We start from the raw sequence: 23,248 nt of genomic DNA, 5'->3' as shown, positions 1-23,248 counted from the left end.
CAAAATGCAAACGTAACGACAGGATATTACCTGGCCCTTGGGAGGACACTTGTATTCGCTATAAATGCTCATCCAGCCAACCACAAAGCTTACTAATCTGAGCCAATTCACGCTGACCAACATGTGCCGGAATATTTACGGAACTCGCTAAGGCTTTACAGCGCAGTGATTCGCACCTCTCAGTCAGGTCCAGTTTCAACAGCGAGATAAGAGGCTGGATACGTGCGCGCCAAGAACCACCACCAGCAAGATGAAAGACAGAATACTGTAGCCCCAATTCCACTCCCGCACCCATTCGAGTTAACAGTGGCAAAAGAACTGCTTGCAATACCAAACTGGTGCCGCCGGTTGAGCCAATCGGTAAATGATATTCACCAGATTACACCTTTCCCGGAATGAACATCACTTCTGCAGCACCCAGCTTCTCGCCTGTGACTTCGGCATTGCTAATCGTTTTTGCTGCTCGCAAACAAGTTAAATGCTAGCGTAAAAACCCAGATTTTTTTCGGCCTGCGCAGATGTTTTTAATACGAGTCGGTATTCCCTGGCACAAGGACAAAGTGAGGGAGGTCCGTAATATCTGTCCGCCGCCCTCCCCCTGGGCGCCGTCTATTTCAATCACTAATCGACTCCTTCATTACCATTAAATAATTCTGTTATTTTTTTCATCAAGCAGTTGAGCGCAGTTTCACCAGATCATTAAGCACGCCATCCAGGCCACCATACACCGATATTTTATCGATACGTGCACTGACCTTTTCTAAAGATTCCAATTCTTTTAGACGCAGCAATGTAGGATCATTATCCATCATCTTGGCAGTGCTATGCAGGGAGCGCATAGCCTGAGTCTCTTCATGGCGCTTTATTGAATTCGCTTCAGACTCCTTCTGTGCCTCCACTACCTGATTGAGAATCATCTTCATATCGCCAGGCAAGATAATATTTTTCACTCCGACACTGACAATCTCGATACCGTAATGCGCTAGTTTTTTATGGATGCCCGTTGCAATAACAATATTCAGCCGATCTTTATCTGCCAATAAACTATCCAGAGTCTGGGTACCCACCGCTTCGCGCAAACTTAATTGTAATTCACGATAAATATGGTGTTTATAATCACTGAGTTTTAATGCCACCCGTTGTGGATCTGTAATCTTGAAACTGCCACTCAGGTTAATGCGCAGGCTAACTCTATCCTTGGTTAGAATTTCCTGGCCACTTACTTCTATAGTTTGCAGGCGCATATCCATCAATTTCACTGCGATAGAGCGATTGTATTTCCAAAATCCATAGCGACCCGGCTGCAGCGCTTTCTCCAATTTTCCATTGACAATTAAAAGGCCCACATGCTCATCGGGAATTTCGTTATAGCTTACCGCTTGAGCAGCGATGCGTATTTGGCTTGCGCAAGCACCACGACCGAGGAGCCCCAGTACATTGTCATCGATCGTGTATTCCCTGGAAATATCCACAATACCTACACGAACCGCTTCCCCCCCTTTCCATACGGCACGGTAACTACCAGGGGGAAGGATATCCACCAGGTGACCATCCCGATAGAAAAGTCCAACTTGTTGATCAGACAGCTCGTAGGACTGTAAATATTCACCTAACAAATCGCCATAAGTATTCAGTAGAAACTTTGCCTTGATCGCATCAAAAACCACATCGGTAATATCATAGGTTTCCACCCGTACATCACCAGAAAGCAGCCAGATACGGTGGCGCCCTGGTGGCAGCACCCTTTCAAATCGACTGCGGCGAAACAGCAGTGCTCGCTCGTTATCAGCCACATTGACAATCTTCCATATTTTAAAGAGAGACTTCATTTCTCCGATCTCTTATCTTTTTTATTCCTTTGGGTGGGGCCCACTCGATCACAGGGTGGCCCAACGCTTGTACACAGTGGGAGCAAATTACAGCGGTTTTGCAAAATTCTTCATTCACCCATCCCGGGTAACGCAACCAAAATCCCTGGCTAAAATAGAATCAATGCAAATCCTGTAATCCACTCGCACAACGCAAACCCACGCAAGGCGACACTGTCACCGGTGTGCCTTTGTGTTTGACCATTGATGCAAAATCCAACAGTCCAAGCCATAGACACAGTGGGCCCCGAATAGATTTCAACAAAGAGGGCTTCTTTGTGGGGACTCGAACCCCAGGCTCTCGCCTTCCCTTAAAGTCGCTTTCCAGGCGACGTGACTTTGACAGGAATTGAACCTGTAACAAACCGGTTCAACGGTTGCTCTACCAATTGAGCGACAAAGTTAGCGTTTGAAGATTGCCCCAGTGGGTACACCTACCGCCAACGACGGTGGTGCCAGGCCGGCATACAGAACCGGCTCCGCTGACTGGAACAAAACATTCAAACTTGTTTGCGGAGAGCCTGCCCTTTGGGCATAACTTCCGACATTCCTCACTACTAAAGGCCTTATCCGTGGCAAGCGCTGACTATCCTTTGACGCAGACTACCTGCTTGAGGGTGTAAACGATTTCCACCAGGTCTTGTTGTGCTGCCATAACCTTCTCAATAGGTTTGTAGGCCGATGGGGTTTCGTCGATCACACCTTCGTCTTTACGGCATTCCACGTCGACAGTAGCCGCGCGATGCTCTTCCAGGGATACCAGTTTTTTCGCCTTGGTACGGGACATCACCCGCCCGGCACCATGGCTACAACTGCAGAAGCTTTCTTCGTTTCCTAACCCCCGCACAATAAAAGACTTGGCCCCCATACTTCCGGGAATAATGCCCATTTCATCAACACGCGCCCTTACAGCGCCCTTGCGGGTTACCAGTACATCCCTGCCGTAGTGGTGCTCGCGGGAAATGTAATTGTGGTGGCAGTTAACCGCCTCCATACGCGCCTCAAAATCCATGCCCAGTGCCTGCTTCACCGCGCCGATAGTACGCGCCATCATGACTTCCCGATTGATACGAGCAAATTCCTGCGCCCATTCCACCGCCTGCACATAGTCATCGAAATGCTCTGTGCCCTCGGGGAAATAGGCCAAGTCGCTATCCGGCAAATGCATATGCCAACGCTCCATATCCCGCTTGGCCTTCTCAATAAAGTAAGTGCCAATACGGTTACCCACACCACGAGAACCGCTATGCAACATCAGCCACACACTGCCGTGCTCATCGAGGCACATCTCAATAAAATGGTTACCGGTGCCAAGAGTCCCCAAGTGATTGATATTATTGGTATTTTTCAATACTGGGTGCTTCTCCTTCAGCAACTCAAACGGTGCTGCCAAAGGCGTCCAACCGGCTAGTGCATCATCTGGCGGATTCTCCCAGGCACCCTTATCCCGACCCCTGCCCCGGTGCCGACCAGTGCGGCCGTGGGGTACGGCGCGCTCAATGGCACTGCGTACACCCGCCAGGTTATCTGGCAGCTGTGCCGCCGTGAGGCTAGTGCGCACCGCCATCATGCCGCAGCCAATATCCACACCCACGGCTGCGGGGATTACCGCGCCCAGGGTGGGTACCACACTGCCAATGGTGGCGCCTTTGCCCAGGTGTACATCGGGCATTGCCGCCACCCACTTGTGGATGAAAGGCAACTGCGAAATATTTTTAAGCTGAGCCCTGGCTTCCTCTTCAAAGGGCACACCTAAGGTCCAGGACTTAATCGGTACCCCACCTGCCTGCATCACTTCATACGGCAATGGTTTCATCTCTCGCTCCTTTTAAATCTCATGAAACCGCTGAAATCTCGTGAAACCGCGTTATCACTTCATGGGTTTCTCTTGCCATTGATATAGCGAATTGGGTGCCAACTTTTGGAAAAACTTCTGAAAATAATGTAAGCCATTGTTTTTAAAAGAAAAATAATTTCATAAGTAGATTTCTAAGGAAACCTTAACTAAGTTGAAAACAATAAATATCTATCTTTTTTGATAGCTATTTATTATTTTAGATAGCATGAAAACAGTAGCTATCAGTATTCTCGGTACCACCAAGGATCGGCGCGGCAAAGGCGACAAGCGTTGGGATAAGTGGCGGCCCAATATCTCCATGTGCCAGCACGATGACCTGCTAATCGATCGGCTGGAACTCCTTTTCGACAACCATTCGAAGAACCTGGCAGACCAGGTCACCGAGGACATTGCACGTGTTTCCCCTGAAACAGAGGTGGTCCATCACCGGATCAACTTCAATGACCCCTGGGATTTCGAGAGCGTGTACAGCAACCTGCTGGATTTCGCTCGCGATTACGCTTTTAAGCCAGACCGGGAGCAGTACCTGGTACATATCACGACTGGCACCCACGTGGCCCAGATCTGCCTATACCTGCTCACAGAGGCCGGTTATTTCCCTGGGCGCCTGCTGCAAACTTCTCCTGCACACAAAAACAGTAACCTGCCGGGTCAGTACCAGATTATCGATTTGGATCTATCCAAGTACGACCAGATTGCCTCACGCTTCCAGCGAGAACACCAGGAGGGCACCACCTACCTGAAAGGCGGCATTGAGACGAATAATCTCGCCTTTAATCAGATGATCGAGCAGTTGGAGCAGGTCTCTATCCGCTCCGACGCGCCCATTCTGATTACAGGACCGACGGGAGCAGGTAAATCGCAGCTGGCCCAGCGTGTCTATGAGTTACGTAAGCAACGTGGAAAATTGGAAGGGGGCCTGGTCGCGGTAAACTGCGCCACCCTACGCGGCGAGAATGCCATGTCCGCCCTATTCGGCCACCGTAAAGGTGCCTTTACCGGCGCCACCACTCACCGCCCTGGGCTTTTAATGGAGGCAGATAAGGGCCTGCTATTTCTGGACGAAATCGGTGAATTGGGACTGGACGAGCAAGCGATGCTGCTGCGAGCCATAGAGCACAAGCGCTTTATGCCCTTCGGCTCAGACAAAGAAGTGAGCAGTCACTTCCAGTTGATCGCCGGTACCAACCGGGATCTTGTGCAGCTCAGCCGCGAGGGTAAGTTTCGCGCAGACCTGCTGGCTCGTATCGACTTATGGACCTACCGCCTACCCTCCCTGCGTGAGCGCATGGAAGACCTGGAACCCAATATCGACTTTGAGCTGGAGGCTTTTTCCAGAAAGTCCGGCCATTTGGTGAGCTTCAATAAAGAGGCACGGGAGAGGTACCTCAACTTTGGCCTTTCAGCAGAGGCCAGCTGGTCCGCTAACTTCCGCGATCTTAATGCCAGTATCCTACGTATGGGCACTCTTGCCGATGGTGGGCGCATCACCACTGAAGTGGTGGAGGAGGAAATCCAGCGACTGCGCTTCAAATGGCAAACCCCAAGTAATAGTGGAGCATCGCTACCCTTTGCGCGTATCGAAGCGTTACTGGGCCCCGGCAGTATTGAACAAATGGATTACTACGAGCAGATCAAACTAGCTGGGCTAATCCGGGTATGTGAGGAATCCAATTCCATGGCAGAAGCCGGTCGCAAACTATTCCAGGTGAGTCGCGCCACCAAAAAATCCAATAACGATTCTCATCGGGTACGCCAGCTGTTGGATAAATATGGGCTCAAGTTCGAGCAACTACATCTAACAACTACATAAAGCCTAGAGCCCTGTTGGTGCCATTTTGTTAATCTCACTCCAGAGCACCAATGATGGATCACGGAATGAGATACGCTTACCTAACCCCGCTTTTTTTCCTTCTTAGTGCCTGCGAGCCAACACAGTTTGCAGGCGGCACCGCCCTGCCAGATGGTTCCATATACAAAGGCGACTTACAAAACGGTTTTTTCCATGGCCGAGGCCAGTTGCAATGGCCCAATGGCAATCATTATCGCGGGGAATTTCACAATGGCCTCATTAGTGGTCAAGGACTACTTACCGAAGCAGATGGCTGTACTTATAAAGGTGAATTCCTCAATGGTGAACCACACGGAAAAGGTCGCTATACCTGTAGCGAAAATGAATGGTCGGGGCATTTCAGTGAAGGAGAACTGCAAAAAGGCACAGTAAAATGGAATGACGGTGAAGTGTATAGCGGTGAGTTTCTGGCTTATGACCCTCACGGCGAAGGTAAGTTAACCACTGAAGATGGCAGCCATTATCAGGGCACATTTGAGAACGGTTATTTAATAAAAGGAAGTTACTCGGATAATGATGGCTATCGTTATAACGGCGGCTTCGAATACGGCTCCTACTCCGGTGAAGGTGAACTAACCCAGCCCGACGGCACTATTATCCATGCCACATTCCGCTATGGGAAAGCTGAGGGTGAAGGCGTACAAATTAGTACGGATGCCGAAGGAACCACTATCGAACAATCTGGCTATTTCTCCGAAAATATTTATTACCCCAGTGAGGAAGCTTGGCGCGCACAGGCGAATATGCCCAGCGCCCAGGCGGAAACCCGCTTATATAGTGAGAGTAATCGCTTACAAAACGCTATTGACTCACTGGCACCACAGAGGCCTGGCGTGCGAGATGTATATACACTGCTAGTTGGTGGTGATGGCACCTCTCCGGTTTTTGCCAGGGAATTGGACTGGGTAGTAGAGCGCCTTGATGAGGCATTTGGTATTGAGAAACGCGTGTTACGTCTCAGCAACGGTGGCGGCTACAGCTTTCCTCTCGCCACGCGCACCAGTATTCAGGAAAGTCTCAATGCCCTGGATCAATTACTGGACCCACAAGAAGATCTATTGTTTGTACACCTTGTTAGCCACGGTGCCCGCAACGGCGATTTAAAAATCGCTGAGGGTAAAATGCCTCTAATGGACTTGTCAGTGGCCGACGGAAAAAAATGGCTGGATAACCTCAATGCACAATACCAGTGGATAGTGATTTCTGCCTGCTATTCCGGCCAATGGATTGAGCCTTTAAGCACTCCAAATCGTATCGTATTCACCTCCGCCGCCGATAATAGAACCTCTTTTGGTTGCAGCGACGATTCCCAGCGTACCTGGTTTAGTGCCGCGCTCTACGGCAATGCTCTACAGCATGGAACAAAAGACCCCAAAGCTTGGTTCAATACAGCTAACCAAAAAGTCACTGAAATGGAAAAAGAACAGGGGATTGAAGAAAATTCTCACTCCCTACCCCAGCACTCCATTGGGGAAAATTTCCTGACATGGTGGAAGAAAAACAATGACGGCTAAAATGACAAGAAGGTTATTGAAAGAGAAATCTTAGCTACAGACGAAAGGAGTTACTCATTTGGAGTTCGCAAGCTATTCCCTGGAACTGTTATCTGTTTTATTTTTGGTTGCCGTTATTGCCGGTCTACTCGATACATTAGCGGGCGGTGGCGGTTTGATAACAGTTCCCGCCCTGATTCTAAGTGGTGTACCGCCACTGTCTGCCTTAGGTACTAATAAATTACAAGGCAGTATCGGTACAGCAACAGCCACCTATATGATGATTAGGAGTAATAAAATAAGCTGGGACGGGATTAAAAAATTAATGCTATCTGCCTTTATTGGAGCAGCGTTTGGAACAATAATTGTTCAGTTTATCAACACTGAAATTTTGTCTTTTGTTATTCCAGTAGTGCTGTTATTTATTGCTATTTATTTTCTGATTTCTCCGTCTATGAATCAGAATAATGATGAGCCCAAGTTATCTAACAGAAAATATCAATATGGGGTAATTCCATTCATTGGATACTATGATGGTATGTTCGGGCCTGGGACTGGGTCATTTTTTACTTTATCTGGTATTGCTTGCCGTGGACAAGATTTATTGACCTCCACCGCCATGGCAAAACCTCTTAACTTCGCCACTAATTTAGCCTCATTATTGGTATTTTTACTTGCGGGACAAGTGGTGTGGGTCATAGGCGCCCTAATGATGATTGGACAAGTCATAGGTGCATGGATAGGGTCACACTGCCTTTTTAAAATTAACCCTGCCTATTTAAGAGGGGTAGTCGTTTTTATGTGTAGCGGGATGCTAATAAAGTACGCCCACGCTATGGGGTGGATAGGTTTTACTTGAAAACAAGCTGATTTTTCGCGTGAATAAATAGTTTGCTAGGGATGCGTCAGCTTCTACTTACAATTCCGCTCTAACAATTTAGAGCGGAATTGTAAAAACAATACTTTAAGAGCCCTTCTGCTCTGTAATAAACCGCTGCATCTGCTCTTCCAACATGGAAAGCGGTAAGGCTCCATTTTTTAACAGTGCATCGTGGAAGGCGCGCAGATCAAATTTATCTCCCAGCTCCTTTTCCGCCTGTGCGCGCAGTTGGCGAATCTTAATTTCCCCCATTTTGTAGGAGAGGGCTTGGCCCGGCCAGGAAATATAACGATCCACTTCTGCGCGTACATTCGCGGGAGATAGGGAGGTATTGCTGGAGAGGAAATCAAGCGCCTGCTGGCGAGTCCAGCCCTGGGAGTGAATACCAGTATCAATCACCAACCGCGCAGCGCGCCACATTTCATAGCTTAGGCGACCAAAGTGCTCATAGGGTGTCGTGTATATGCCCATCTCCTTGCCCAGGCGCTCGGAGTAAAGCGCCCATCCTTCACCAAATGCACTCAAATAAAGATCACGGCGGAAGTCCGGCACATTCTCCAGCTCCTGGGACAAGGCGCCTTGCAGGTGGTGACCGGGCACCGCCTCATGCAGGGTTAAAGCAGGAAGCTCATACAGTGGGCGCTGATCCAGGCCGTGTGTATTCAGCCAATAGGCTCCGCCACGAGTGCCACCGATGGCGGCAGGATTATAGGAAGCGGTGGTGTAGTTGGGTGCGATTTCGCTGGGTACCGGAACCACTCCATAGGGCGTGCGTGGCAGCAGATTAAAAAACTCCGGTAATACATAGTCGATTCGCTTAGAGATATAGGCAGTCTCTTTTAGCAATTCTTCCGGGGTTTTTGCATAAAACTGGGGGTCTGTACGAAGAAAATGGGTAAATTCTTCAAAGCTGCCTTTAAAACCAGACTCTTTGATAAGCGCTTCCATTTCCGCACGAATACGCTTCACTTCGGCAAGGCCTGTGCGGTGGATTTCCGTTGGATCCATATCCAGGGTGACGTAATAGCCGATGTTGTGGCGGTAGTAATCCTCACCACCAGGTATTTGCTCGGCCCCAAGGGTTTCGCTGGCGGCTTTTAGGTAATCCCCCTCCAGAAAATCCGCTACACGGTCAAAAGCCGGAATGGCTACCTGTCCAATGGCTTTTTTGCCGGCATTGCGCAGGCGCTGCTGCTCTTCAGTAGTAATTGCATCAGGCATCTCGGTAAAGGGCTTATACAAGCTGCTTTTGGTTGGGTCTTTATAAACCTGGGCTCGCACCGTAGGGGCTATGCCTTGCACCACTATTTGGGGCAAAACAAAACCTGTGCGAATACCCTCGCGCATATTGGCAATATTCTCATCAAAGAAGCGGCCAAACTCGCGGATACGGGCGATATAATCCTCGTAATCCGCGACACTGGTCATCGCCAGGCCACTGTGCGCATCCAGGGCTGTGCCGAAAAAACTGGAGAAGGTATTCAGCGGTATACGCTTCAAGAATAACTGATTGGCCTCGATAGAATTTTCCAGTACCCAGGTGAGCAACTCCCGATTAACCTTGTCCGAATCCGCTAACTCGCTAGCGTCTATCGTTTGCAAGCGCTGTAGCAATTCCTGTTCAGACTTCAACCGACGTGCTCTATCCTCAGCAGTCACCCCCGGCAACTGGCGGTTATAGTCCGGCACCCCCATACGTCCCGCAGTAATTGGATCCTCGCGCAGACGATACTGCCAGTGATCTTCGATCACATCCTGCAGTTGCTCGGTTGCCGTTGCGGCCCAGGATATGGGAGCCAGTACCCAAGTGACCAAGATAAAGCCAGATGCCCGCTTGAGGTGTTTTGCCAAGGCCTTGCCGGATTTCACGCTACTCTCCATTAATTCTGTTCGCGAGTGCTCAGTTTGTTGCACTCAAAAGTGTATTCGTAATGATCGGTCAACCTTAACATGAGTGACACTCGACGAGATTGCTATCTGTGACCCTGGAACCAGGAAGGTTTCACAACTTGAGGGAGAGCGAATGAGAAATTGGGTGAGAGCAGAAGCGGGAAGTGAAATACATTGCGGGAGCCACCATACCTGCGGCTCCCTCAATATTTGTGGCTAGTTAGCCCCTGCGTGCATAAGACCGAATAGCATAGCTGCCACTCAGACCCGCAGAATACATGGACTGATACCAGAAAGACTGAGTAAACCAATTAAAGAATGAGGCGCGGGATTCAAACCAAAACTCACCGAAGTTTGGATCGAAGAATGCGATGTCCTGCGCTACCCAAGCAGACATAGTATGGCCAGAGAAGGTACCATCCAGGCTGATTTTCTTATAGCAACCCGCACCGCCAGTCTGGTCCAGAATGATTTCCCGAGCCAAGGCATTGGGGGAAAACACACCACTTTGCCCATTGGCTCTACGTGGATTATTGATACCGCGAATCGTATTGCCTCCACGCCCATTGGGGAAAGCACCACCAAACACATTTTGACTGACTGGATACAGGTTATGCACCCCAAGCCAGGCCTCGGTAACTCTATCCTGGTCATCGTGCATACCCGCCTGCTGTAGGGTCATCACGTGAAAAAGATGGCGCTCATCAAAGGTGTTATTGGGATATAACCAGTTCCACAGGCTACCGCCTTCGGAGTGATACTTCATCCAGAAAGCCGAGAGCGATTCGCAAACGCCGCCAGAGGTATCCTCGTGAACCGTAATCAACCCCTTTACCGGATCGAAGCACTGACTGAAATCCTTAACAACGTGTCCATTGTAGTTGGGCACCGCTTGCTGCACTGGCCGTACACGTGTGCCGGTCACGTTCAGAATTGTTTTGTCGACCCAAATAGGCATTTTTATTCTCTCACTTCTGCTTGGCAAGAAAAGCGCTTTTAAAATCCCTTTTAATTTTTCGTGGAATTTTTCTACGCCACTTATCGAATTGGGCCGGCATTGAAGCAGAAAAGTTTCAGCGCCAACAGGAAATACGAAAGCTTTTTAAATCGACTCTGGCACTATTTTTCCAGGCCGCATAAAGACTTATTTAGAAGGGAGAGAATGAGAATTATTAACCAATTTTTATCGGCTAATGCGATGCTTTTTTAAGCAAACTGCTGAGCAATTGAGAAAAAATAATTTTCATGACAATACGCAAGATTTTAGTCACTCAGTGAACACAGCGGAATTACCATTTCCGCTAAGACTATATACAAAACCATCCAGTTTTTTAATTGGTCAAAAAATGTGAGTAAAAAATGGGGGATGGGCGACTAGAGAATTTCTAGGCGTTTTTAACCGGTTGGTCTTTGCTTAGAAGATTTTGCCCGCTCTCAGAATGCATCACTAACCTAAAAGCAATTCACATTCTCTATCCAACGCTCAAAGATCAATAGATCTTGCACCGTCATAAATGCTATTAGCTTTACATTGTCGGCTTACCCTAACCGCAACAGACTGAGCCCCTCGTCTCATTGTATTTTCTGATCTGCGAATAGTTTGCACAGCTAAGCACACTTGAGATTTATACTGTCAGACACTAGCTTTTCCCTGCCCCTCGAGGCCAGCGGAAAATCAGGAGAGTCTTTGTGAAAACCCTTTGTGTCGCAGCAGTGCAGATGATCAGCGGTGAGAGTGTCGAGGACAATCTCGCACAAGCCTACAAACTGCTGAAGGAAGCCACCGGACGCGGTGCCCAACTAATACTGCTACCGGAAAATTTTGCACACTTTTCAGATAAGGGCAGTTTCTCCGCGGCCGAACCCTTCTGTGCGAACCATAAAGCCAATGCAGACAGACAACCCATTCAACACGCGCTACAGAGCTGGGCTGCGGAGCTGGGTATCTGGCTGGTAGCCGGCGCGGTACCCTTACTGGAACGGCCCGATGGCACTGCGACCGAGGGCAGGCGCAGTCGCTCAGCTTGCCTGCTGTTCGATGACCGCGGTGTTTTGCAAGCCCGCTACGACAAAATACATTTGTTTGATGTGGAAGTTGAAGACTCAGCCGGAAGTTACCGTGAATCCGCCAGCATTGAACCCGGTGACGAGCCCCGTGCGGCGACAATACCCTGGGGTATGCTGGGGCTCAGCATCTGTTTCGATCTGCGCTTTCCCGAACTCTACCGACAACTGGCAATGAACGGCGCTGAGATTTTTGTGGTGCCCGCGGCTTTTACCCATACCACTGGGAAAGCGCACTGGATGACCCTGTTGCGAGCACGTGCGATAGAGAATGGCTGCTTTGTGATTGCGGCCAATCAGGGCGGCATCCACTCGGAGAAAAGACGCACCTGGGGACATTCAGCGATCATCGATCCCTGGGGTGAGATCCTGGCCGAAGCAGGTGAGGGTGAAGCCATCATCACTGCCACACTAGATGCTGAGAGATTAGCTAAGGTGAGGCAACAAATGCCATTACTTTCCATGCGCCGACTAGGAATCTAAATAGTCTAAATAGAAAGTATCTAAATAAAAAAGGGGCACCGTTAGGTGCCCCTTTTTTTACAGCGTAAGCCGTGGCGAAAAGACGGTGTTACACCTTCTCCACCGTCTGCTCGATACGCCCAAAAATCGACTGGCCTTCGCCATCGAACATCTCGATAGCGATCGTGTTGCCGAAATCCATAAATGGTGTACTGGGCGAACCATTCTGGATGGTTTCGATCATGCGAATCTCAGCGATGCAGCTGTAGCCAACTCCACCCTCTGCCACCGGCTTACCCGGGCCGCCATCCATCTTATTGGACACGGTACCAGAGCCGATAATAGTGCCGGCACACAGTGGGCGGGTCCTGGCCGCATGGGCAATCAACTGACCAAAGTGGAAGGTCATATCCACACCAGCATTGGGCTCACCGAACTTCTCGCCGTTCAGGTGGGAAACCAGAGGCAGGTGCAATTTGCCCTCACGCCAGTTGTCTCCTAGTTGCTCGGGCGTGACGCACACCGGTGAGAAAGCACTGGAGGGCTTGGACTGGTAGAAACCAAAGCCCTTGGCCAGCTCCGCAGGAATCAAACCGCGCAGGGAAACGTCGTTTACCAGCATCACCAGTTTGATATGGGAGAGCGCATCCTCGGCGGAGACTCCCATGGGCACATCGTCGGTGATCACGGCAATTTCCGCTTCAAAGTCGATGCCGAAGCCCTCACTTTGCGGCATGGTCACCGGCTCGCGTGGGGCCAGGAAGGTATCGGAGCCCCCCTGGTACATCAGCGGATCGCTGTAAAAGCTCTCCGGTACCTCGGCACCGCGAGCCTTGCGCACCAACTCAACATGGTTCACATAGGCACTGCCATCGGCCCAGTGATAGGCGCGCGGCAGAGGCGATGCACACAGGCTCTGCTCGAATGGCTCTCCGGCAATCTCGCCGTTGTGCAAACGCTCGTGCAGCTTCTCCAGCTCGCCACTGACTGCTGCCCAGTTGTCCAATGCACTCTGCATGGTGGGAGCGATATCGCCGGCCGGCACCATACGGGTGAGATCGTCGCTAACGACAACCAGTTGGCCATCACGGCCGGATTTAAGGCTGGCTAACTTCACTGTGCCTCCCCTTCAACTTTTTCCACAAACTCTTCTTCCCCATGCATCCAGGCTGCATGCCTTGGGGCTTTTTTAGTGCGCGACCACTCTTCCAGCATATCTTCCGCAACACGCTTCAGCTCTTTGTGCATACCGGGCTTAGCGGTGTTAGCAGCCAGCTCGATGCGGTGGCCGTTGGGATCAAAGAAGTAGATTGACTGGAAAATGGTGTGGTCGGTAGGGCCGAGTACATCGACCCCCGCCGCTTCCAGCTTCTCTTTGGTCGCGAGCATTTCTTCCATGGACTCCACTTCGAAAGCGATATGCTGCACCCACTTGGGGGTATTTTCATCGCGCCCCATCTCCGGAGAGTTGGGGATTTCGAAGAAGGCAAGCACATTCCCCATACCCGCATCCATAAAGACATGCATGTAGGGGTCCGGCTCACCGGTTGAGGGTACCTCGTTTTCGGCAATGGCCAGCTGGAAGTCCATGCCGAGAAGATCGCGATAAAATTCCACGGTCTCCTTGGCGTCCCTGCAGCGATACGCCACGTGGTGAATGCGCTTAATGCCCATTGAAGCCTCCGGTTGTTATTCCTTTTCTTTAATGACGCCGCGCTTGAGCTGGTCGCGCTCAATGGATTCAAACAGGGCCTTGAAGTTGCCCTCGCCAAACCCTTCATCTTCCTTGCGCTGGATAAACTCAAAGAATACCGGGCCGAGCATATTGGCAGAGAAAATCTGCAGCAGCAGGCGCGGTTGACCGCCCTCGGTAGTGCCATCGAGCAGAATGCCGCGGCTCTGGAATTCGTCGGTGGGCTCACCGTGGCCCGGCAAGCGCTCTTCCAGCATTTCGTAGTAGGTGTCCGGCGGCGGGGTCATAAACTCCATGCCGCGCTCTTTCAGACGATCCCAACAGGCCACCAGATCGTCACAGGCGAAGGCGATATGTTGGATACCCTCGCCGTTGTACTTCATCAGGAATTCTTCGATCTGGCCGCCGCCACCGGCCGCTTCTTCGTTCAGCGGGATGCGGATCTTGCCATCCGGCGCAGTCATAGCCTTGGACAGCAGACCGGTGTATTCGCCCTTGATGTCGAAATAGCGGATCTCGCGGAAATTAAACAGATCCTCGTAGTACTTGGCCCAGTAATCCATGCGGCCACGATAAACGTTGTGGGTGAGGTGATCGAGAGTGTGGAAGCCACAACCTTCGGGGCGACGGTCTACGCCCTCTTCCCAGATAAAGTCGATATCGTAGATGGACTCGCCTTCTTTGTAGCGGTCGATCAGGTACAGGGTCGCACCACCAATGCCTTTGATGGCCGGCAGTTTCAGTTCCATCGGGCCAGTCTGTACGTTTACTGGCTGAGCGCCCTTGCGCAGAGCCTCCTCGTAGGCAAACTTGGCATCTTTCACACGGAAGGCCAGACCACAGGCGGAGGGACCATGCTCCTGGGCATAGTAATAGGCGTGGCTGCTGGGCTCGTAGTTGGTGACAAAGTTGATATCACCCTGGCGCCACAACTCCACCGCTTTGGAGCGGTGGCGGGCCACCTTAGTAAAGCCCATGGCGGTAAACACAGTTTCGAGAATGCCTTTTTCCGGCGCAGTGAATTCTACAAATTCGAAGCCATCCAAACCCATCGGGTTCTCAAATAAGTCGGCCATGCAGTCCTCCGTCTCTTATCTTCGCGGCGCCATTTATCGGGGCTGCGCGCTGGTTAATTTCAAGCGCAAACGAAGTTAGTTGCAGATGTAACTAATGTCAAGGGTGCCAGAAAGACATACCAGAGGGCCGTCTTTGGTCACTTGAGATGGTTGGTTTTCGCAGATATGCGAGCAGTCAGAAGGGGGGCTTAGCAGAACTGAACAATGTGAGAAAAGAGGGTGCAGCACTGGCTTGTGCCGCACCCTCAGCAAATAGCGCTATTTACGGGCGCACTTGCCGGTATCCGTTCGGCACATATGATCCTTATGAAACTTACCGCTCATCTGGTCACACTGAGACTTGGACACATCCCCAGCGCAGGCACTTTCCGCATGCTGGCAGCATCCGGTTTCAGCGGTGCCCATGCCGCTTTTGTCCATGGATTCTTCCTTTTTCCTCTGTTCACAGGCGGATAGGGTCAGCACCAGGGCAGCCGCCAGTATTCCGATTGAAGCTTTGAGTTGCATATAGGCCTCCTAACTAGCCGGCGAGTGGCCGGTGACATGGATATCGCGGAATCCGCCGCCCATGGCTCTGTGCGACCCGCGTAAACATACCCGACATCTCCACCAACTGAGCGGGCTTCGCACCGGGGCACAGAGCCTCTCAGCCATCCCGTAGATTTACCGGGCCATGCATTGACTGTAGCCCACACTGGCAGCAGAACCATCTGACTGACGGGACACTTTCGATTTTTTACAGATATCGCGCCTGTCTCTTTGGCAAGCCACTGATTGTGACGCCGAGAGCCGGTACAATCGCTCCCCGTTTGTCGGGCTATGCCCCAATTCCGCCTGTAACTTTAAAGGACTGCCTATGCTTCTCGCCGCTCTCGCCATCATTGCCGGCTTTATTGTGCTGGTCTGGAGTGCTGACCGCTTCGTGGAGGGCGCCGCAGCCACGGCCAAGCACGCCGGCATGCCCACACTGTTGATCGGCATGGTGATTGTTGGCTTCGGTACCTCGGCACCGGAAATGGTGGTCTCCGCCATCGCCGCACTGGATGGCAGTCCCGGCCTGGCCCTGGGTAACGCCTACGGCTCCAATATCGCCAATACCGGCCTGATTCTGGGCCTCAGCGCCCTGATTATTCCCTTGAGCGTACATTCGAAAATCGTGCGCAAAGAGTTGCCACTGTTAATGGCGATCACCCTGCTGAGTGGTGCCTTCCTATGGAATGACAAGCTGGAGCGCTGGGAATCGGTAATTCTGTTACTGGGTTTCTTCGGTTTGATCGGCTGGAGCGTATTCTCTGCCCTGCGTGGCAAAGGCGATAAGCTGGAAGGCGAGGTGGCTGAGGAGCTGGAAGAACACGCTATGCCTCTGGGCCGAGCTCTATTCTGGGTAGTTGCCGGCTTAATACTTCTGATTGTCAGCTCAAGGTTGCTGGTTTGGGGAGCGGTCACCATCGCCGAGTCTCTGGGTGTTAGTGATCTGATTATCGGCCTCACCATCGTCGCTCTCGGTACTTCTCTACCAGAACTGGCAGCCACCATAGTGGCCGCGCGAAAAGGCGAACACGATATCGCCATCGGCAACGTGGTAGGTTCGAATATGTTCAATCTGCTGGCCGTGGTGGGGATTGCCGGCACTATCGCCCCCATGTCCAGTGTGCCACCTGAAGTACTCACCAGAGACTGGCCCATGGTGATCGGCCTGACCCTCGCCCTATTTGTCTTCGCCTATGGCTTTCGCGGCCAGGGACGTATCAACCGCTGGGAAGGGGGAGCCCTGCTAACCGCCTACCTCGTTTATACCGGCTACCTGATCACCACGATTACCAAAGCCGCTCTTTAACCATACTTGGGGTGGCTTCACACCACCCCAAGTTTGCCGCCTGAATTCGCCATAATTTGCCCCCAAAAAGCCCGTTCTTTTGTAGCAGTGCCAGCTAGTATTGGCAGCAGCTCAAGGGAAATCATGGCGGAGATGCTTTTATGAAGCTGGGCATTTTTGCCAAAGTTGGCATGTTGGGTTCTTTATTTGGTTTTGGAGCTATTTACCTATTAAATGCTTCCTGGCTGGCTCCAACGCCCCAGGGGGAGCCCATTCTTATCTCCCATCGTGGTGTCTACCAAACCTATAATCGCGATAATCTAGGACGTGACGATTGCACGGCTATTCGCATATTCAATCCAGAACACCGCTATCTGGAAAACACCATTCCCTCCATGGAGGCAGCATTTGCGCATGGCGCGGATATTGTCGAACTCGATATCCATCCCACAACCGATGGTGAGTTTGCCGTCTTTCATGACTGGACTTTGGATTGCCGCACAAACGGAAGTGGCGTCACTCGGGAGCATGCCATCACCGACCTGAAGAAGCTCGATGTTGGCTATGGCTACACTTTCGATGGCGGTACAACCTTTCCCTTTCGAGGCCAAGGCATAGGATTGATACCCACATTGAAAGAAGTTTTTCAACACTTCCCCGATCGACAATTTCTGATCAATATAAAAAGTAATGATCCCAATGAAGCAGACCGACTGAATAACTATTTACGCCAACACCAGCTACTCTCTAATTCCCGCTTAATGGTCTACGGCGGCACCCGCCCCATCGCAAGAATACGGGAGTTAAGGCCCAAAACTTTGGCCTTTAGTAAGGACAGCGCAAAAAGTTGTGTACTGGGGTATCTGCTGGTTGGGTGGAGTGGCTATATTCCCAAATCCTGTCATAACAGTATTGTGATCGCTCCCAATACTTGGCAGTGGGCCCTTTGGGGTTGGCCTAATCGCTTTGCTGTGCGGATGAGGCAGGCCGGCAGCCTGGTAATGGCAGTAGATCATGAAAAGGGCCAGAGTGGATTGGCCGGTGTGCACAGCCCCGAGGAGCTAAATCATCTACCCCAAGGTTACAGCGGCGCTATTTGGGTTGAAAAAATCGAGATCATTGGCCCTTTCTTACGTGCCGGCAGCCAAGAACATTAAGGTTTACGCCGCTGCTCTAATCGCGCCAGCTGTGCCTGTAACCGCTCTATCTCTTCGAGTAACTCCAACGCCAACGCCGCACCGGCTAGATTGACCCCCAGATCCCGCTCCAGCGTATAGACGCGGCGAACCCTGCGCACGCAAATACCACTAAAGCGCCAACGGGGTTTACGAGAGCGGGGCTCGATAATGCCCTCCTCTACCAGCGCTAAGATACGTTCCGCCGGAAGCTCACAGGCGCGGCACAACTCGCTCAGACTCAGTTCGCTCTCTTCATCCAGGAGCACACCGGTCACCTGCTCAGTCCTTCTGACCTTCATAATCAGCTCCCCATGGATTGGCGCGGGTTGAAATCAAATGCCTCACTGAACTGGCGATAGGCGTCGCGCTGGGCATCAGTAGTCGCAGTAGGTGTAACCGTCTGCAGCACAATATACATGTCTCCAGGCTGCTTGGCGGGTATCCCCCGACCCTTGAGGCGCAGTTTCTTACCGTTTTCACTATTGGCGGGGATAGTAACTTTTAGGGAGCCGCTCGGTGTGGGGACCTGTACCTTCGCACCCAGAGCCATTTCCCAGGGAGCCAGGGGTAGGTCCAGGTAAACCGTTGTGCCCTCGGTATGGTAAAGGCGGTGGGGATTGAACGTAATTTCCAGATAGAGATCGCCGGCCTTACCCCCACCAATACCCGCTTCCCCCTGCCCGGCCAGGCGGATTTGTTGGCCTTCGGTAATACCTTTGGGAATCTTGACGTTTAGAGTGCGTTCCTCCAGCTGGGGGCGCCCATCTGCGCCCAACACGGTGTGCTTGAGGGTAATCTGCCGGCTGCTGCCGCGATAACTATCCTCCAGGTCTATGGCGATTCGCGCGTAGGTGTTTTCCCCCTGAGCGCTGTACTGGCGCCGCTGCCTGCCGCCATAGCCCTGACTAAATCCACCCCGCCCAAACAAACTCTCAAAAAAATCGCTGAAAGCCTCACTATCGGCATCGGTATAACCACCGCCGTGGAACTCAAAACCCTGATCCCAATTAGGTGGTGGCCGGAAGTCCTGACCAGACTGAAAGCCACTTCCCAACTGGTCATAAGCTGCGCGCTTCTCCGGGTCCTTGAGCACTTCGTAGGCCTCATTCACCTCTTTAAAGCGCTCCTCCGCATCCTTTTCATTACTCACATCGGGGTGGTATTTACGCGCCAACTTTCGATAGGCACGTTTTATCTCCGCCTGATCAGCGTTCCGCTCCAGACCGAGAATCTTGTAATAGTCCTTGTATTCCATGGCTTTAATAAAAGCTGATGAAATTGCAGTCTGCCATCAAAAGAGGAAAAATCTACGGCGTATAGATTATTCCACCGTAACACTTAATTTGATTCAACTCAGCGCTCGGCAGAATAAGGATCTTCTGCAACTAAATAGGCTGTAATATCAGCCTTGTTCTCTTGGTTTTGTAGCCACACACGAAACTCCTTCACCTTTCCATAGGTCTCCTCTCCAAAGCGTTTCCGATAAACTTCAGAGAAAGTCTCTCTAGCATTACTGTCTCTGAGTTTCTTTTGCCATTCATTGGTAACTAAAAAGTTCAAGGAACCTGCAAGCCCTTCAGTCTTAAGCAGCTCCCATTCGCCCTTATCCAGCCAAATACCACCAACTGCTGGACTATAATCCAAACGGTGCTCACTGCCTGCAGTAATTTTAAATTTCTGCATAATTACGCCAGATACCGGACATAAAATAGCTTTCTTGGTATCTTCAGCCACCTCTTCATTCAGGATATCTAGGTTATCTGAAAACTGGTAATCGGCATTTTTTCTTTTCCAACTCAGATAGTCCTCAACCAGAACCCAGTTTCCCCCACAGTTGGAGCAGGTATGTGCACGAAATAACTCTTCCAAAAAACCTGTCTTAAGCACACCATTTTTACAACTTGTGCAGCGTTTCATAAATTGCCTTCCCTTTAAAAAAATAACCCAGGCCTATTTTAAAGGCCTGGGTTGAGAGATTGATTTTTTATCAGTTGAGAAATTAGTAAATAAAGCTCTAATAATGCTTCTTTACCTTATCCGTAACCACACTAAACTTCTATCTCTACGGGTTTGCTCAAGTTACCAACCCCCGCCTCTTTTAGCAGGGAATCCACTAAGGGTGCCATAGCACGGTGCTTCAGAGCACTGCCGACTAAAGCTTCTGGTAGGCTTTGGCCTTTAGCTTCTGATTCTCCATCCAGAATTCCACTGGACGCACGACCATCCAAGCCATTTAAACCTTCAACAGAGATGATCTTCATACCCTCGATGCTTTCAAGAGGCTTAACACTTTCACGGATAATATTGGGCAGATTCTCGTGCAGACTCAGCACTTTCTTCAATGCAATCTGAGCTTCGTTGAGGCTATTGTATGCTTCGTTCATCAAGCGCTGGCCTTCAGCATCCACCGCGTATTTCTCGCGATCAGCCTCGACCTTGATGCGAATTGCTTCTGCCTCAGCAGAAGCCTGCAGGCGTAGCGCTTCGGCTTTATCTTCTGCAGCCGATTTCTCCGCTTCGGCCATTACCTTGATGCCGGTAGCCTGACGCTCAGCCACCTTTTGCGCTTCGATAATCTCAATGCGCTTGTCACGCTCTGCAATTTCCACGTCCTTGGCGGTACGCACCTGCTCTTCCGCTTTTACCGCTTCCGCCAAGGCAACATTAGCCTGTTGGTCTGCCTGGGACTGCTCTTTAGATTTTTCTGCGACGGCAATTGCACGTTCCTGCTCGGCAATCTCTACCGACTTTTCTTTGGAGATACGCTGCTCATCGAGCATTCGCTCACGTTCAATTTCCTGCTCTTTTAAGCGACGCTCCTTTTCAATTTCCAGGAGTTTAGTCGCCTGCTCTGCGGCAATCTGGGATTGACTTACTTCACGCTGGGCCTCAATTTCGGCCTGACGTGCGGCCCGCTCTTGTGCAGCCAGTTCTCGAGCAATATCGGCTTTTTGCGCGGCTTCGCGATTTTCCAACTCGCGTTGTTGCTCCAAATGGGCGTAGCGTTTTTCCTTATCGATTTCCAGTTTCTGGCGCTCGGCTTCGAGGTTTTTCTTCTCGATCTGCACCATGGTTTCCTGTTCGACGTCGTTCACTTCCTTGCGACGCGCTTCGATGGAGCGAGTCATGCTGGCAAGGCCTTCGGCATCGAACACATTGTCCTGGTTAAAGAACTCTTTATGGGTCTGATCCAGACCGGTCAATGAGACTGACTCCAGTTCCAATCCGTTTTTAAGCAGATCCTCAGAAACTACCTGCTGCACTTTTTGTACAAACTGGCTGCGTTGTTCATGCAACTCTGCCATTTCCATCTCGGCAGCTACAGAGCGTAGCGCGTCGACAAATTTACCCTCAATCATTTCCTTTAAGGCTTCGGGGTCCAGGGTGCGCAAACCCAAAGTCTGTGCCGCATTGGCAATCGCTTCGGCATCGGGTTTCACGCGCAGATAGAACTCAGCGAGTACATCCACACGCATGCGATCCTTGGTAATTAGTGCCTGATGCTCTTTGCGGGAAACCGCAAGGCGCAGGGTATTCATATTCACCGGGATAATTTCATGTAATACCGGTAACACCAGTGCGCCGCCATTCATAATGACTTTTTGCCCACCCATGCCGGTACGCACAAAAGAACGCTCTTTAGAGGCACGGGTATAAAGCCGCGCAAAAATAGTACCGATTACAATCAAGCCGACCAGTACTGCACCGGCGATAAATACGACTACGGGTAGGTTTCCTATCACTGCTAGATTCTCCATTTAATTATTTTCCATCAGATGTTGGCTGGTGGGACGAGTCACGCGGAAATGCACACCCAACTCCTCTACCAGTAACACCTTCTCCCCCTGGTTAAAAATTTCACTCTCATCCGGCTCCACCATCACATAATGGGTAGTGCCATATTCATCTTTAAAACGCGCTTCTGCGGGCGATCCAGCCTCGGCTTTACCGATGGTAATTATCGCCACCCGGCCGATAAAGGAATTTCTTCCCACCGCTTGCGTTTCATCACCAACAGCAAAACGCCGCAGTAAATTTCCGACAAAGCGCACCTGTGGCAGCGCCAGGAAAAAAACTACCAGCGCCAATAAGCCGCCAGGTAATAACAGACCCAAAGTAGACTCAACAAACATCTGGATCAGCAAACCGGTAACGCCGAAGCCAACCAAGAATGCCACTAAAAGGATCAGTGCTGGCACCTCGCCAAAGCGCAGCCAGCCCAAAACTTTAGTCAACCCACCTGATGCACCACCATCCGGACCATCGATATCAATATCTGGCAGCAAGTTATCGAGCAGATCCGAAATACCGACACCGATTAATATCATCACGCCTTCGAGCACCGCGATCATTAACATCAATACCAGCGCACCGGTGAAGATCAGATTCTGGTCTTGTAACAGAAAAGCCATCAGGCCTCCGACTTGAGTTTGGCCAGCCGCTCTTTAATACGATTGTTGCGCGCCAACTCCTCGAGTTCAGCCAGCTTGCTTGCGTCAACACTGGATTTTGAGGTGTGTACACCTGCTCGCTCTAGTACTCGGTCAAAGGCGTCGCTTGCCTGCTCCACCTGTGTCTCTGTTTTACGGCTAGTGCCGCGGCCAGAGTCACTCACACCATTGGCGACATGCTCGCTAGCCTTGATAAACTCTTTGAGCTGCTCACGCATTTCCCGCTTTTTGCCTTGCAGTGCGCTGATATAAGCATTGAGTTCCTGCATTTCAGTATCGTTCTCGGCAATAGCCTTTTCCAGTACCGGCAACTGCGCTTCGATATCCATCTGTTTGGCAATGGCCGCTTCAGCCAGGTCATCCCGGCCTTCTTTTACCGCGATATCAATTTGCTCAGTGAGAGCACTGTGACGATTATTTTCCTCATTGAGCGCCTTGCTATTGAGATACTTGGCCGCCTCCACCTTACCAAGCTGTTCGCGCACATCGGCAGTAGCATCATCTATTTCGCGAATAGCCTGCTCCATGACCAGTTGTGGCGTTGCACTTTCTACCGAGTCCACCACCGCATTGGCAGATGCCGAAATCAGTCGTGAGATGCGCTTAATTAATCCTTCTCTCATAATTTTCTTTCCTTTTACTGTTTCAATTTCCACCAAAGCCAGAC

21 protein-coding genes and 1 pseudogene are annotated in these 23,248 nt (G+C 50.9%); 6 read left to right on the top strand and 16 right to left on the bottom strand.

Features of this window, described 5'->3' with window-relative positions:
* Positions 1–58: 58 nt before the first annotated feature.
* The 4 genes and pseudogenes from FIU95_RS00555 to FIU95_RS00535 all read right to left on the bottom strand — a co-directional run bounded on the left by FIU95_RS00555 (position 59) and on the right by FIU95_RS00535 (position 3,684).
* Positions 59–313 (bottom strand): hypothetical protein, encoded by a 255-nt coding sequence (locus FIU95_RS00555; protein ID WP_152450489.1) that lies wholly within the window; start codon positions 311–313, stop codon positions 59–61.
* Positions 314–379: 66 nt separating this feature from the next.
* Positions 380–622 (bottom strand): annotated as a pseudogene (locus tag FIU95_RS21650) (RNA 3'-terminal phosphate cyclase).
* Positions 623–668: 46 nt separating this feature from the next.
* A complete protein-coding gene (locus FIU95_RS00540; protein WP_152450481.1) occupies positions 669–1,829 on the bottom strand; it encodes a slipin family protein in 1,161 nt (386 codons plus the stop codon).
* Between the two features lie 625 nt (positions 1,830–2,454).
* Entirely contained in the window at positions 2,455–3,684 is a 1,230-nt protein-coding gene (locus FIU95_RS00535; RefSeq protein WP_152450479.1) for an RtcB family protein, read from the bottom strand.
* 247 nt (positions 3,685–3,931) lie between these two features.
* Between FIU95_RS00535 and rtcR the strand changes: the two genes are divergently transcribed.
* The 3 genes from rtcR to FIU95_RS00520 all read left to right on the top strand — a co-directional run bounded on the left by rtcR (position 3,932) and on the right by FIU95_RS00520 (position 7,930).
* Positions 3,932–5,539 (top strand): RNA repair transcriptional activator RtcR, encoded by a 1,608-nt coding sequence (gene rtcR, locus FIU95_RS00530; RefSeq protein ID WP_152450477.1) that lies wholly within the window; start codon positions 3,932–3,934, stop codon positions 5,537–5,539.
* 65 nt (positions 5,540–5,604) lie between these two features.
* A complete protein-coding gene (locus tag FIU95_RS00525; protein WP_253868779.1) occupies positions 5,605–7,092 on the top strand; it encodes a C13 family peptidase in 1,488 nt (495 codons plus the stop codon).
* A gap of 58 nt (positions 7,093–7,150) precedes the next feature.
* Positions 7,151–7,930: a TSUP family transporter gene (locus FIU95_RS00520; protein WP_152450473.1), complete on the top strand. Its 780-nt coding sequence runs from the start codon at positions 7,151–7,153 to the stop codon at positions 7,928–7,930.
* A gap of 105 nt (positions 7,931–8,035) precedes the next feature.
* Here the strand turns inward: FIU95_RS00520 and FIU95_RS00515 are convergent, their stop codons facing one another.
* Positions 8,036–9,820 carry a DUF885 family protein gene (locus FIU95_RS00515; protein WP_152450471.1) on the bottom strand — a complete coding sequence of 595 codons (1,785 nt, stop codon included), beginning with the start codon at positions 9,818–9,820 and terminating at the stop codon, positions 8,036–8,038.
* Between the two features lie 241 nt (positions 9,821–10,061).
* The gene (locus FIU95_RS00510; RefSeq protein ID WP_152450469.1) at positions 10,062–10,799 is read right to left on the bottom strand and encodes a YopT-type cysteine protease domain-containing protein; all 738 of its coding nucleotides are present in this window, start codon (positions 10,797–10,799) and stop codon (positions 10,062–10,064) included.
* 731 nt (positions 10,800–11,530) lie between these two features.
* Between FIU95_RS00510 and FIU95_RS00505 the strand changes: the two genes are divergently transcribed.
* Positions 11,531–12,388 carry a carbon-nitrogen hydrolase family protein gene (locus FIU95_RS00505; protein ID WP_152450467.1) on the top strand — a complete coding sequence of 286 codons (858 nt, stop codon included), beginning with the start codon at positions 11,531–11,533 and terminating at the stop codon, positions 12,386–12,388.
* An 88-nt stretch (positions 12,389–12,476) separates the two neighbouring features.
* Here FIU95_RS00505 and FIU95_RS00500 read toward each other — a convergent pair whose 3' ends face one another.
* The 4 genes from FIU95_RS00500 to FIU95_RS00485 form a co-directional block, all read right to left on the bottom strand.
* On the bottom strand, positions 12,477–13,484 hold the full coding sequence (locus FIU95_RS00500; protein ID WP_152450465.1) for a fumarylacetoacetate hydrolase family protein: 1,008 nt from the start codon (positions 13,482–13,484) through the stop codon (positions 12,477–12,479).
* On the bottom strand, positions 13,481–14,041 hold the full coding sequence (locus tag FIU95_RS00495) for a VOC family protein (protein ID WP_152450463.1): 561 nt from the start codon (positions 14,039–14,041) through the stop codon (positions 13,481–13,483). Before FIU95_RS00495 ends, FIU95_RS00500 begins: the two co-directional genes overlap by 4 nt.
* A gap of 15 nt (positions 14,042–14,056) precedes the next feature.
* The gene (hppD, locus tag FIU95_RS00490) at positions 14,057–15,136 is read right to left on the bottom strand and encodes a 4-hydroxyphenylpyruvate dioxygenase (protein WP_152450460.1); all 1,080 of its coding nucleotides are present in this window, start codon (positions 15,134–15,136) and stop codon (positions 14,057–14,059) included.
* Positions 15,137–15,394: 258 nt separating this feature from the next.
* Complete coding sequence (locus tag FIU95_RS00485) at positions 15,395–15,643, bottom strand: hypothetical protein (protein ID WP_152450458.1); 249 nt, start codon at positions 15,641–15,643, stop codon at positions 15,395–15,397.
* 349 nt (positions 15,644–15,992) lie between these two features.
* Between FIU95_RS00485 and FIU95_RS00480 the strand changes: the two genes are divergently transcribed.
* Positions 15,993–16,973 carry a calcium/sodium antiporter gene (locus FIU95_RS00480; RefSeq protein ID WP_152450456.1) on the top strand — a complete coding sequence of 327 codons (981 nt, stop codon included), beginning with the start codon at positions 15,993–15,995 and terminating at the stop codon, positions 16,971–16,973.
* 140 nt (positions 16,974–17,113) lie between these two features.
* Complete coding sequence (locus tag FIU95_RS00475; RefSeq protein WP_152450454.1) at positions 17,114–18,109, top strand: glycerophosphodiester phosphodiesterase family protein; 996 nt, start codon at positions 17,114–17,116, stop codon at positions 18,107–18,109.
* On the opposite strand, the gene FIU95_RS00470 is transcribed toward FIU95_RS00475, so the two are convergent.
* The 6 genes from FIU95_RS00470 to FIU95_RS00445 all read right to left on the bottom strand — a co-directional run bounded on the left by FIU95_RS00470 (position 18,106) and on the right by FIU95_RS00445 (position 23,204).
* Positions 18,106–18,429 carry a chaperone modulator CbpM gene (locus FIU95_RS00470; protein WP_152450452.1) on the bottom strand — a complete coding sequence of 108 codons (324 nt, stop codon included), beginning with the start codon at positions 18,427–18,429 and terminating at the stop codon, positions 18,106–18,108. The two genes, FIU95_RS00475 and FIU95_RS00470, sit on opposite strands and share 4 nt — an antisense overlap.
* A 2-nt stretch (positions 18,430–18,431) precedes the next feature.
* A complete protein-coding gene (locus tag FIU95_RS00465; protein WP_152450451.1) occupies positions 18,432–19,385 on the bottom strand; it encodes a DnaJ C-terminal domain-containing protein in 954 nt (317 codons plus the stop codon).
* 98 nt (positions 19,386–19,483) lie between these two features.
* On the bottom strand, positions 19,484–20,047 hold the full coding sequence (locus tag FIU95_RS00460; protein WP_152450449.1) for a zf-TFIIB domain-containing protein: 564 nt from the start codon (positions 20,045–20,047) through the stop codon (positions 19,484–19,486).
* Between the two features lie 131 nt (positions 20,048–20,178).
* Positions 20,179–21,888 carry a flotillin family protein gene (locus FIU95_RS00455; protein WP_172975286.1) on the bottom strand — a complete coding sequence of 570 codons (1,710 nt, stop codon included), beginning with the start codon at positions 21,886–21,888 and terminating at the stop codon, positions 20,179–20,181.
* Positions 21,889–22,542, bottom strand: coding sequence for a YqiJ family protein (locus FIU95_RS00450; protein WP_152450447.1), 654 nt, complete (start codon positions 22,540–22,542; stop codon positions 21,889–21,891).
* Positions 22,542–23,204 (bottom strand): PspA/IM30 family protein, encoded by a 663-nt coding sequence (locus FIU95_RS00445; RefSeq protein ID WP_152450445.1) that lies wholly within the window; start codon positions 23,202–23,204, stop codon positions 22,542–22,544. Before FIU95_RS00445 ends, FIU95_RS00450 begins: the two co-directional genes overlap by 1 nt.
* Positions 23,205–23,248 lie beyond the last annotated feature (44 nt).

Source organism: Microbulbifer sp. THAF38 (genome assembly GCF_009363535.1).
GTDB lineage: Bacteria > Pseudomonadota > Gammaproteobacteria > Pseudomonadales > Cellvibrionaceae > Microbulbifer.
Note: the sequence above shows the minus strand (reverse complement) of the source record. Positions and strands in the feature narration are given on the sequence as shown.

Excerpts from the sequence above, each read along its gene's own strand:
- FIU95_RS00540 (WP_152450481.1), bottom strand. The coding sequence starts at position 1,829 with ATGAAGTCTCTCTTTAAAATATGGAAGATTGTCAATGTGGCTGATAAC.
- FIU95_RS00535 (WP_152450479.1), bottom strand. The coding sequence starts at position 3,684 with ATGAAACCATTGCCGTATGAAGTGATGCAGGCAGGTGGGGTACCGATT.
- rtcR (WP_152450477.1), top strand. The coding sequence starts at position 3,932 with ATGAAAACAGTAGCTATCAGTATTCTCGGTACCACCAAGGATCGGCGC.
- FIU95_RS00525 (WP_253868779.1), top strand. The coding sequence starts at position 5,605 with ATGAGATACGCTTACCTAACCCCGCTTTTTTTCCTTCTTAGTGCCTGC.
- FIU95_RS00510 (WP_152450469.1), bottom strand. The coding sequence starts at position 10,799 with ATGCCTATTTGGGTCGACAAAACAATTCTGAACGTGACCGGCACACGT.
- FIU95_RS00495 (WP_152450463.1), bottom strand. The coding sequence starts at position 14,041 with ATGGGCATTAAGCGCATTCACCACGTGGCGTATCGCTGCAGGGACGCC.
- hppD (WP_152450460.1), bottom strand. The coding sequence starts at position 15,136 with ATGGCCGACTTATTTGAGAACCCGATGGGTTTGGATGGCTTCGAATTT.
- FIU95_RS00485 (WP_152450458.1), bottom strand. The coding sequence starts at position 15,643 with ATGCAACTCAAAGCTTCAATCGGAATACTGGCGGCTGCCCTGGTGCTG.
- FIU95_RS00480 (WP_152450456.1), top strand. The coding sequence starts at position 15,993 with ATGCTTCTCGCCGCTCTCGCCATCATTGCCGGCTTTATTGTGCTGGTC.
- FIU95_RS00475 (WP_152450454.1), top strand. The coding sequence starts at position 17,114 with ATGAAGCTGGGCATTTTTGCCAAAGTTGGCATGTTGGGTTCTTTATTT.
- FIU95_RS00470 (WP_152450452.1), bottom strand. The coding sequence starts at position 18,429 with ATGAAGGTCAGAAGGACTGAGCAGGTGACCGGTGTGCTCCTGGATGAA.
- FIU95_RS00465 (WP_152450451.1), bottom strand. The coding sequence starts at position 19,385 with ATGGAATACAAGGACTATTACAAGATTCTCGGTCTGGAGCGGAACGCT.
- FIU95_RS00460 (WP_152450449.1), bottom strand. The coding sequence starts at position 20,047 with ATGAAACGCTGCACAAGTTGTAAAAATGGTGTGCTTAAGACAGGTTTT.
- FIU95_RS00455 (WP_172975286.1), bottom strand. The coding sequence starts at position 21,888 with ATGGAGAATCTAGCAGTGATAGGAAACCTACCCGTAGTCGTATTTATC.
- FIU95_RS00450 (WP_152450447.1), bottom strand. The coding sequence starts at position 22,542 with ATGGCTTTTCTGTTACAAGACCAGAATCTGATCTTCACCGGTGCGCTG.
- FIU95_RS00445 (WP_152450445.1), bottom strand. The coding sequence starts at position 23,204 with ATGAGAGAAGGATTAATTAAGCGCATCTCACGACTGATTTCGGCATCT.